The organism is Neobacillus niacini, assembly GCF_000759675.1.
Lineage (GTDB): Bacteria > Bacillota > Bacilli > Bacillales > Cytobacillaceae > Neobacillus > Neobacillus niacini_A.
Genome location: NZ_BAWM01000120.1, coordinates 1 through 298, shown reverse-complemented (window position 1 = coordinate 298; position 298 = coordinate 1). Strand labels below are relative to the sequence as shown.

The 298-nt window shown below is 38.6% G+C and carries 1 protein-coding gene; it reads right to left on the bottom strand.

All coding sequences use genetic code 11. The annotated features are described in order from the left end of the window. Positions 1 to 298: reverse transcriptase domain-containing protein (locus TR08_RS24925; protein WP_045522857.1), on the bottom strand; the 298-nt coding region annotated here is incomplete at both ends.

Sequence of the window (298 nt, the reverse complement as noted above, 5' to 3'; positions counted from 1 at the left end):
TGCGTATCTCACTATATATGCTTGTCCTTTGCACTGTTTTCTGACTCTTTTCTCAAACCAAAGGTCGAGGACATAATGCAGATATACATTGGCTAATATCGGAGATATTACTCCACCTTGCGGTGTCCCAGTATCTGTTCTGTACTTCTTACCTTCCTCCATATATCCACCTTTAAGAAACCTACCAATTATTCTTAGTAAGTTAGGGTCAGCGATTCGCAGTGTTAAGAACTCCATCATCCATAAGTGGTCAACGTTGTCAAAGAAACCTTTAATATCTACATCCACTACATAATTT